Below are 10557 nucleotides of genomic sequence, written 5' to 3'. Positions count from 1 at the left end.
TTTAAATAAGCATATAAAAAGCATGCGTTTGAGCTCAATCCAGAGCTTCAAACGCATGCTTTATTTATTGTAGTTATTTCTATGTTTAATGATGTTGAAAGTGATTTAAATTTCTACTAGGTTACTTTTTAACCAATTTGTACTTTTTCTTTTGGATAGTGATACAAGACAGGCTCTTTTCTGCCGCCAATCATTAAGATGAAGGAGATTAATCCAACCCGTCCGATAAACATCAAGACCATCAAGACCACTTTGGTGATATCTGTACCATCACTCGAGAGACCTAGCGATAACCCACAGGTTCCGAATGCGGACATGACTTCGAAGAAGACTTGAAGAATAGACATTTTACTGCCTTCTACTGCTTGAATAATCACAATTGATGTTAGTGATAAGATTGTTGCAACACTAAACACCATAAAGGTCTTTTGGATATCTGACGGCAAGATTTCTCTATTAAAGACTTTGATGGTAATACGTTCTGAATCCGTACGGAAATTTAAAATAAAGAGAATCAGAATCGCAAATGTCGTTGTTCGAATGCCCCCACCTACTGAACTTGGTGAAGAGCCGATAAACATCAATGTCCCCATCAATGAGTTGGTCGCATCTGTAAATTGTGAGATGTCTACTGTCTGTAATCCGGCACTTCTGGTTGTAGTCGATTGGAACATGGCATAAAAGAGTGCTTTATGCCAACTGACGTCTTTCAACGTGTTGCCCATCTCTAAGATTAAAATCATCACTGTTCCGAATAAGAATAATGCGAAATACGTAATCGTTGTGATTTTCGCGAATAATGAGAAGCGGAAGTTCGGATTTCTATTACTGATATACGCTTTAATTTCTAATAGTACCGGGAACCCGATAGAACCCAGTGTAATCAAGAACATCACAATCGCTTGTACGAAATAATCATTCGCATAAGGAATCAATGAATTCCCTGTAATATCGAGTCCTGCGTTAGTTGTAGAGGCCACTGAAACGAAGAAGCCCTGCATTAACGCATATTGGATATCTGCGGTATCTCTATAGAAATAAAAGGCTAGTAATAGCGCACCGACAAGTTCAATCAATAAGACGGCTCTGACAATTTCAATAATCAATTGAACCGCACCACTCATCGTATGGCGGTTATTATCCAACATAATCATCTGACGTTCACGTAAGCCGATATGTTTACCTAAAATGAGCCATAACACCGTACCTAATGCCATGACGCCGACACCGCCGATATTTAAAATAATCATAATGACAATTTGTCCGAAAGTCGAATATGTATCGGCAATCGTCACAGGTGTCAATCCAGTCACACTGATCCCTGATACAGCCACAAATAATGTATCAATGGGATCCACGTGCACACCAGGCTTATGCACGCCAGGTAAATTTAACATCAAAAATGCTGCGATAATCGCAATCAAATAGAATAAGACAATACCTTGTTGAGGACTGGATCTTTTAAATAACTGGTTAAAAATGGACAACTGTTTTCACCTCAACACTACTTCAATTTAATCGTTATACTTTTTAGTTTACCATTTCGATATATTTTTGCAGATAATGGTTTCAAATCTGCTTGGTGTTCAAAGACAATCTGTCTATATCTTAAATTATCTTCAATTTTTTTACCATCTAATTCTACAATAATATCCCCTGTTTTTAAACCTGCTTTTTCACCTGGTGAGTTTTGATTTACTTCTCTGACTACAGTACCTTGTTGTAAATCTTTAGGAACTTTGAATTGATCACGTTCTTGATCTGATAAATCAGCGACATTCGATAAAGCAACACCTGTATTCGGATAATCAATTTTACCTTTATCTTCTAATTGTTTTGCGAGTGTCACAGCTTTATTGACTGGAATCGCAAAGGCCATGCCTTCTACTGCCGGCATATCAATTTTTAAAGAGACGATACCGACTAATTTACCGTTTTGATCAACTACTGCACCGCCTGAGTTACCAGGGTTGACAGGTGCATCAATTTGAAAGGCTTTTGTCAGTACATCATAGTGGTTGTCTTTATCGATATCTACAGGTACATTACGATTTAAACCTGAAACGACACCATTTGAAATACTGCCTTTAAAGTCAGCTCCTAACGGATTTCCTACTGTAATAACAGGTTCTGCTAATTGAAGCTGTTTAGAATCGCCAATACGTATAGCTTTGACATCACTATCTTTTTCAACGTTTGCTTTCACAACTGCTACATCTGAATATTTATCTTTACCGATGACTTTTCCTGTTGTTTCTTTGTTGTCATCGTATAAAATACGTTGTGTTTTTTTATCGCCGACTACATGACTATTCGTCAATATAAAAATGGAGTCGTCTACTTTTTTGTAGACGACACCTGAACCAATTTCATTATCAGAATTTGCGGTTTCTTTATCAATTGAGCTTTTATTTTTTGTTTTGTTCTCAACTGTTACGACTGAATGAATCGAACTTTTTGCTGCTTTCATCATAGCTGTCTCTTGTTTATCGCCACTGCCATCAAACGTTGCGACGTCACCGGCACTTCCATTATCACTTCTTAGATTATGGAATATCGCAAAGAGTAATAGCAATAAAATAATTACGCCGACCGCAATTGCGATTTTAGCCCAATGTTTTTCAAAGAATGCTTTGGCCTGATTGCTTTGTGTACTGCGTTTTGCAGGTTCGCCATCTTTATGAGGCGGTTTTGTTTCTGATTCTGTCTCTGCTGGATCTTCTGATGTTGCGGGCTCATGAATTTTTGTGTCATCGTCTACTGTGACTGATGAAACATTTGAAACAGCTTTTTCATTCTTCACTGTTTCTTTTTTCGCACCTGCAGTGGATGTTGATGGCTGTTCTTTATGTAAGGATTCATCTTTTGATGATGTTTCTGCCTTCGGTGTCTCCGTTTGTTCATTTTCTACTTCAGGCTCACGTTTACCTTGCGCAATTTCTTGTTGATGTTGAATTTCTTCTTGTGTCAATTTTTCAATACGTGCTTTTCTTAAGTTGTCTTTCACACGTTCTTCATTGTTTTTAGCTTGCATTGCTGCTTTTTCTTTTTCTTGTGCTTGTTGCTCTTTTTCTTGTTCAACACGTTGTTCTCGTTCTTCATTATGGAAAAACTCTCGACGTTTTCGTTTATAATGACTTTTCGGTATAACTTGTTTTTCATCTGGTTGACGCTTTCCATTATCTTCTGCCATCATAACGCCCTCCTCTACTACAATCTTTCTTATCTATTATGACACAATCTATTGTAAATTTCTTGTAAACTTAGTGCTTTCACTAAAAATTTTAGAGGATTTTTTCTTCTACTTCAATCTGAAGGTAAAACAAAAACCGTCTATCTTTTGAATCAATAAAGATAAACGGTTTGTCATTGCATATTGTATTATGAATTTGATTGTTCTTTTGCTTTCTTTTTGTTGTGGCGTAAAGATGATAACCAACCAAAGATAACAAGTCCAATCATGACACCCCAGAAAATGATTTGCCATAATGTTGAATGTGGGAAATGTTCTGGAATTAAATGAACTTGTGGATGTGCAAGAACAAGTACCACTAATTTGATACCAACCCATCCGACAATCGCAAAGGCTGCACCTTCAAGACCAGGATATTTATTTAATAGTTCTACGAACCAAGTTGCCGCAAAACGCATTAAGATAACACCGATCATACCACCCATGAACATTACTGCGAATTGACCTAAGTCCATACCGCCGAAATGAATACCAACTGGTTTCAACGTGAAAGCAATGGCCATTGCTGCAAGCATTGAGTCAATCGCAAAGGCAATATCCGCAAATTCGACTTTCGCAACAGTACTCCAAAAGGCTTTCGGGCTGACTTTCTTTTCAGTTCCGTGCTCATCATAGTGATGATCATCACCTTCTGGTTGTTCAGGTCCATGACCTTTGGATTTGTAGAATTGATATAAATTCCGTCCTGACATATATAGTAAATAAACGGCACCAGCTGCTTGGATAAACCAGAAGTTTACTAAGTAACTGATTAGGAATAATGATAAGAATCTAAAGATAAAGGCTCCTAATAAACCGTAAAATAATGCTTTCTTTCTTTGCTCAGGCGGTAAATGTCTTACCATTACTGCCATAACCACTGCGTTATCCGCAGCAAGTAATCCTTCTAAAAATACGAGTACGAGCAATACCCATCCGTAGGATAAAATTAAACTCGGATCCATTCAATGACCACTCCTTCAAAATAATTCAATCGTCTGGCTAAAAAACGTGGACAAAATAAAAGAGACCTATGCTAAATAAATAGCAAAGGTCTCACTTGAATCCATAGCTGTTTGTACGGACTCCATTTTACCGGAAATGTCTATGCATTTCGTAATGACGATAAGAATGTTGAAGCGGAATTGAATCCAACTTCGTAAGTTACTCCCCTCTGACATGACTGTCATAGGTATTCATTTATTTAAAATAATTATACCCCATTGGATACCTATAATAAACTATAAAGTTTAATTTCAGGGAATTTTTCTTCAAACCAACGCGTCGCAAATTCATTTTCAAACAAGAATACTTTTTGTTCATAGCGGTCTTGTACTAAGATAGAACGCGCTGTACTCATCTTATCTTGGATATCTTCTTCATTTTCAACCCAACGTGCAATTTTGCGGCCAACGGGTTCCATAATCACATCGACATTATATTCATTATTCATACGGTGTTCGAAAACTTCGAATTGCAGTTGACCTACAGCACCTAAAATAATTTGGTTTGTATGCAATGTTTTGTAGTATTGGATGGCACCTTCTTGTACCAATTGTTCAATACCTTTATGGAAGTGTTTTTGCTTCATTACGTTTTTCGGTGATACTTTCATAAAGAGTTCAGGTGTGAACTGTGGCAGATCTTCAAAACTGAATTTTTGGTTGCCACCGACTAATGTATCGCCGATTTGGTAATTACCTGTATCATATAAACCGATAATATCTCCCGCAACTGCATGGTTGATTGTTTCTTTATCATCCGCCATAAATGATGTTGAACGTGTTACTTTTTGTTTTTTATTTGTACGTTGTAGCTTCACGTCCATACCACGCTCAAATGCGCCGCTGACAATACGCATAAATGCGATTCTGTCACGGTGTTTAGGGTCCATATTAGCTTGGATTTTAAAGATAAATCCTGAGAAGTCAGGCGCAAATGGACTCACTTCTTCTTCGTCTTTTGTTAAACGGCCATTAGGCATCGGTGCATGGTCTACATAAGCATTTAAGAAGCTTTGTACACCGAAGTTTGCTAATGCTGAACCGAAGAATACAGGTGTTAATTCACCTGCTAACATCATTTCGTTATCGAATTCTTCGCCCGCTTCTTCCACCAACATAAACTCTTCAATTGCTTGTGCGAAAGTACTATCGTTTGTAATTGGATGTTCTTCTTCAATTTCATAGTCTTCATTGATATGCAATAAGTGTTCTTCATCTCTGAATGGTTCAATCGTACGATCTTCACGATCGATAATACCGAAGAAGTTTTGACCCATACCTACAGGCCAGTTCATCGGATACGTTTTAATATTCAAAGTTTCTTCAATTTCATCTAACAACTCGAAAGGTTCTTTACCAACACGATCCAGTTTGTTGATGAAAGTGAAGATAGGAATACCACGCATTTTACATACTTTGAAGAGTTTTAATGTTTGAGGCTCAATCCCTTTGGCACAGTCAATTACCATCACAGCACTATCGACTGCCATTAACGTACGATACGTATCTTCCGAGAAGTCTTCATGCCCCGGTGTATCTAAAATATTAATATTAAAATCATCATAGTTGAACTGCATCACAGAACTTGTTACTGAGATACCACGTTCTTGTTCCACTTTCATCCAGTCACTTGTTGCGAATTTCCCAGATTTCTTCCCTTTAACCGTCCCTGCTTCACGAATGGCACCGCCAAATAACAGTAGTTTTTCAGTTAAAGTGGTTTTCCCGGCATCCGGGTGAGAAATAATCGCAAAGGTTTTTCTGGATTCAATTTCATCCTTTATACTCATCTTTCGTCTCCTTTATCAAATAGAATTAAAGTCAGTTCGTGCGCTAAGCTTTCCGCTTCAGCTTCATCCATTAAGTTAAATAGTTCCATTACTAAGTCTTCTTCTACATCTTCTGCTGACTCCTTTTTATCTATCAACGCAGACCAACTCATATCAGGAACCGCAATGAGCTGATTCTGCATTGTTTCATCTGTATAACTATAGACGATTGCACCTTTTATCGTTTGAAGTGTCCTAATCTTCAGAAGGGCCACCTCCAAATTTCTTGTAAGCCGCTTCTAAACCAATCAAATCATCACGATGTGGTACTTTAACATGACCTGGCATAATTTGATAAGGCTCACGTCCTTTTGAAGCTAATACAACAGTATCGCCTGGTTCTGCAACTTCAATCGCATGACGAATTCCTTCAGCACGATCCGTAAACTCTACATAATTGTCATGTGTCGCACCTTTAGCTAATTCATGCGTTAACATTTTCGGATCATCATTCGCTGGATTATCCGGCGTAAAGATAACATAATCTGCACGACTTGCTTGTCTGCCCATTTCTGGTGTTTTCGTTAAATCGCGTTCTCCTGCCATACCGACAAGTAAAATGAATTTTTGTTTCACAAACGGTTTAACTGCATCAATCAGTTTTTCAATACCATCTGTCGTATGGGCATAATCAATGATTAAATCAATTGGTAATGAACGATCTAACACTTCTAAACGGCCTTCAACCGGTTCTAATTGGCTGACTACGTCCACGATGTCTTGCATTGGTGTACCTTTACTCCAAACTGCAGTCATCGCTGCCATAATATTTGAAATGTTGAATTGACCGACATAAGGTGAATCCACGTGGAATGTACCGTCTGGTGTCACAAAATCAAATGAAGCACCTGTTAATGATTCTTTGATATTTTCAGCTTGGAATTGTGCTTTATTATGAATACCATACGTAAATACCTCGTATGGTGTTACGGTTTTCAAGTATTCAGAGAATGCATCATCTTGGTTGACGATTGCATATTTTTCTTTACTTAAATCCTCACCTAATTGGCTGAATAAGAGTGACTTCGCGTGACCATATGCTTCCATAGTGCCATGAAAGTCTAAATGGTCTTGTGTTAAGTTTGAAAAAACAGCAACATCAAATTCAACACCGCTTAAACGACCTAAAGCTAAACCATGACTTGATACTTCTAATGTCATGGCTTCAGCACCCGCATCTACTGCTTCATGTACTTTCTTCGTCAATGTCACAGTTTCTGGTGTTGTATTTTCACCTTTTGTGACTGTTTCATTGATTTGGAATCCATTTGTGCCTAAATAAGCACTGCCTTTTCCTAATTTACGATGAATTAGGTGAATCATCGTCGCAATAGATGTTTTACCATTCGTACCAGTCACACCATACGTTACCAATTTTTCGCTCGGATATTGATATAATTTATGTACAATCAAACTTGCGACACGTCTTGTATTCGGCACAATCACTTGTGTCACATCGCCTGTTAATTGTTGTTCACGTTCTACTACAATCACTTTGCAGCCTTGTTCAACTACATTTTGGCAAAATTTATGGCTGTCTACTGTATAGCCTTTTGAAGCTACAAAGATACTGCCTGCTTTTGCAGTACGAGAATCTGTTGTTACATCATCTACTTCTCTATCTAAACTGCCAAGTACTTGTTTCGATTTTATCTTTTCGAACAATTCGTTCGCTTTCACATCGATCGCCCCTTCTTTTCCAATACTACTATATTATACATTTTTTCTTTAGAAATCTAGATGCGTGAGTTCATTTTCTATTGTACATTTTTCTACGTTATTAATATATCGATTACGCTGTCAATTACATATTAAATTCAAATATTTCCTATATAAGAGAAGCACAATTTACAAATCACGAATCTCTTTTTCATTGAACCAAATGTTAAGAAAGTATGAAAATATTTTTATACTCTGTGAATAAGTGTTATAATTCAGTGATGTTAGCGTCAATATTATTTAATCTGGCTGCAACATACGTTACACTGTAGACAAAGCAATATATTCTATATATTAGCTTCACATAGACAACATTAAATCTACTAACTGGAGGGTGGCTGGTTTCATGGTTACTCAAAATAAGAAGATATTGATAATTACAGGTTCTTTCGGGAACGGCCATTTGCAAGTGACGAACAGCGTTGTGAATCAATTAAATGAAATGAATCTTAAACACTTATCTGTGATTGAACATGATTTATTTTTAGAAGCACATCCCATCTTAACATCCATTTGCAAAAAGTATTATATCAATAGTTTTAAATATTTCAGAAATTCATACAAACGCTTTTACTATAGCCGCCCAAAAGACATTGATAAATGTTTTTACAAATATTACGGTTTAAACAAATTGATCAATTTGTTGATTAAAGAAAAACCTGATTTGATTTTACTGACATTCCCAACGCCGGTCATGTCTGTTTTAACAGAACAATTTAATATGAATATCCCGATTGCGACGGTAATGACAGATTATCGCTTACATAAAAACTGGGTAACACCCCACTCTTCACGTTACTATGTCGCTACAGAAGACTTAAAACAAGAATTTAAAGATATCGGCGTACCACAAGATATTATAAAAGTTACAGGTATTCCAATTTCTTCACAATTTGAAGAAGACATTGATAAAGACGCTTGGATGCGTCAAAATCGCTTAGATCCTAACCGTCCTACTATTTTAATGTCTGCGGGTGCATTTGGTGTATCTAAAGGCTTTGAATCAATGATTGCCGATATTTTAGAACGTACGCCAGAAACACAAGTTGTAATGGTATGCGGACGCAATAAAGAATTAAAACGTAATTTAAAGCATCAATTTAAAGGCAATCATAATGTGTTGATTTTAGGTTATACACATCATATGAACGAATGGATGGCAGCCTCTAACCTTATGATTACTAAGCCTGGCGGTATTACGATATCAGAAGCGCTTGCACGTAAAGTGCCGATGATTTTCTTAGATCCAGCACCAGGTCAAGAGTTAGAAAATGCACTTTACTTTGAGTCTAAAGGCATGGGTAAAGTGGCAGACACAACAGAAGAAGCAATTGCTTTAATTACAGATTTAACACAAGATGAAAAAGAACTAGATACAATGGTTGCTCGTATGCAAGACTTAAAAGTCAAATACCCTACCTATAAATTATGCCGAGACTTACTTCATCTCTTAGATGAATCTTCACAAACAGAAGAAATTTATGGAAAGGTACCATTATATGCAAAGCTCTTCCTCAAGTAAATACAACGCAAACTATAAACGTAATTTCATAATTATGTTGTTTATATTGTTCTTTATGGAATTCGCACGAGGCATGTTTGTCTTAGGTTACCTTCCGTTCTTACCTACTGTTTCTTCAGTAGCTGTCGGTGTAACCTCAGCTGCAGTTTCCATTCATTATATTTCTGATGCCGCAACAAACTTTGTTGTCGGCTTCTTATTAAAACGATTCGGTGCGAAACCAGTATTGACACTCGGCTTTTTACTGGCTTTCGGCAGTTTGTTTTTAGTGATTTGGTTCCCTTATAATGCCATTATTTTAATTATGAGTTCCATCTTACTAGGTGTCGCTTCAAGCCCAATTTGGGTCATTATGCTATCTAGTGTACGTGATGAATCTCGTGGTAAACAAATGGGCCATGTTTATTTCGCATGGCTATTTGGTTTATTAGCAGGTATGATTGGCATGCTGCTAATTGTTAAAGTGCATCCAACACACTTTACATTCTTAATGGCACTCGTTGTGTTAGTAGCTTGGATACTTTATTACTTTGTTAAAATCCGTCTCACTAACTACAAAACTCGTCGTTTAAAAGAACAACTTGCGCAAATTAAACGTGTGGCACATTCAAATGGTGTCCTATTTCCAGGTATTATCTTACAAGGTGCTTCAATCAGTGCACTTGTACCGATTTTACCGACTTACGCAACAAAAGTGGTAAAAGTTAGTATGGTTGAATATACGGCAGCTTTGATTATTGGTGGTGTCGGTTGCGCTATATCCATGCTATTCTTATCAAAAATCATCGATCATCATGGTAATAAATTTATGTTCAGTGCGATTTTTACAGGCTTTGTATTATATACACTTGCCATATTTAGTCTTTCACTCATTACACAGATCTACCTTGTGTGGGGTGTCGCACTGTTTATTGGTTTAATGTATGGCTTTTTATTACCAGCTTGGAATACGTTCATGGCTAAGTTCATTAAGAAAGATGAACAAGAAGAAACTTGGGGTGTCTTTAACAGCATCCAAGGCGTCGGTGCTATGATTGGTCCACTTATCGGTGGAATGCTTTATCAATTTACGAATAACTTGAATATGACGTTCTACTTCTCAGGAGGCGTCTTCGTCTTCTTAGCCATTTTCTATGGGATTTATTTCCTGCGTATTCAAAAACAACAACCAACAAAATAATGTAAGTTGTCATAAAAAGGCAGCCGATTCAGACATAGTGATATGCTCCCCCTATAGTAGACACTAAAAAA

8 protein-coding genes are annotated in these 10557 nt (G+C 37.1%); 2 read left to right on the top strand and 6 right to left on the bottom strand.

Features of this window, described 5'->3' with window-relative positions; all coding sequences use genetic code 11:
- Positions 1-128: 128 nt before the first annotated feature.
- The 6 genes from HMPREF3270_RS00955 to HMPREF3270_RS00930 all read right to left on the bottom strand — a co-directional run bounded on the left by HMPREF3270_RS00955 (position 129) and on the right by HMPREF3270_RS00930 (position 7745).
- Entirely contained in the window at positions 129-1487 is a 1359-nt protein-coding gene (locus HMPREF3270_RS00955; RefSeq protein ID WP_002480422.1) for a TrkH family potassium uptake protein, read from the bottom strand.
- Between the two features lie 17 nt (positions 1488-1504).
- Positions 1505-3196: a S1C family serine protease gene (locus tag HMPREF3270_RS00950; RefSeq protein WP_083326814.1), complete on the bottom strand. Its 1692-nt coding sequence runs from the start codon at positions 3194-3196 to the stop codon at positions 1505-1507.
- A 185-nt stretch (positions 3197-3381) separates the two neighbouring features.
- Positions 3382-4197 carry a TerC family protein gene (locus HMPREF3270_RS00945; RefSeq protein WP_002480420.1) on the bottom strand — a complete coding sequence of 272 codons (816 nt, stop codon included), beginning with the start codon at positions 4195-4197 and terminating at the stop codon, positions 3382-3384.
- Between the two features lie 266 nt (positions 4198-4463).
- Complete coding sequence (locus HMPREF3270_RS00940; RefSeq protein ID WP_057510812.1) at positions 4464-6026, bottom strand: peptide chain release factor 3; 1563 nt, start codon at positions 6024-6026, stop codon at positions 4464-4466.
- Positions 6023-6280 (bottom strand): YueH family protein, encoded by a 258-nt coding sequence (locus tag HMPREF3270_RS00935; RefSeq protein ID WP_083326813.1) that lies wholly within the window; start codon positions 6278-6280, stop codon positions 6023-6025. Before HMPREF3270_RS00935 ends, HMPREF3270_RS00940 begins: the two co-directional genes overlap by 4 nt.
- On the bottom strand, positions 6261-7745 hold the full coding sequence (locus tag HMPREF3270_RS00930; RefSeq protein ID WP_057510811.1) for a UDP-N-acetylmuramoyl-L-alanyl-D-glutamate--L-lysine ligase: 1485 nt from the start codon (positions 7743-7745) through the stop codon (positions 6261-6263). Before HMPREF3270_RS00930 ends, HMPREF3270_RS00935 begins: the two co-directional genes overlap by 20 nt.
- Positions 7746-8130: 385 nt before the next feature.
- On the opposite strand from HMPREF3270_RS00930, the gene HMPREF3270_RS00925 reads away from it, so the two are divergent.
- The gene (locus HMPREF3270_RS00925) at positions 8131-9306 is read left to right on the top strand and encodes a diglucosyl diacylglycerol synthase (protein WP_057510810.1); all 1176 of its coding nucleotides are present in this window, start codon (positions 8131-8133) and stop codon (positions 9304-9306) included.
- A complete protein-coding gene (gene ltaA, locus HMPREF3270_RS00920; RefSeq protein ID WP_070848496.1) occupies positions 9284-10486 on the top strand; it encodes a lipoteichoic acid biosynthesis MFS flippase LtaA in 1203 nt (400 codons plus the stop codon). The genes HMPREF3270_RS00925 and ltaA overlap by 23 nt, the downstream gene beginning before the upstream one ends.
- Positions 10487-10557: the final 71 nt, after the last annotated feature.

The sequence above is a fragment of the Staphylococcus sp. HMSC65H10 genome, assembly GCF_001839185.1.
Lineage (GTDB): Bacteria > Bacillota > Bacilli > Staphylococcales > Staphylococcaceae > Staphylococcus > Staphylococcus simulans.
Note: the sequence above shows the minus strand (reverse complement) of the source record. Positions and strands in the feature narration are given on the sequence as shown.

Excerpts from the sequence above, each read along its gene's own strand:
- HMPREF3270_RS00950 (WP_083326814.1), bottom strand. The coding sequence starts at position 3,196 with ATGATGGCAGAAGATAATGGAAAGCGTCAACCAGATGAAAAACAAGTT.
- HMPREF3270_RS00945 (WP_002480420.1), bottom strand. The coding sequence starts at position 4,197 with ATGGATCCGAGTTTAATTTTATCCTACGGATGGGTATTGCTCGTACTC.
- HMPREF3270_RS00940 (WP_057510812.1), bottom strand. The coding sequence starts at position 6,026 with ATGAGTATAAAGGATGAAATTGAATCCAGAAAAACCTTTGCGATTATT.
- HMPREF3270_RS00925 (WP_057510810.1), top strand. The coding sequence starts at position 8,131 with ATGGTTACTCAAAATAAGAAGATATTGATAATTACAGGTTCTTTCGGG.
- ltaA (WP_070848496.1), top strand. The coding sequence starts at position 9,284 with ATGCAAAGCTCTTCCTCAAGTAAATACAACGCAAACTATAAACGTAAT.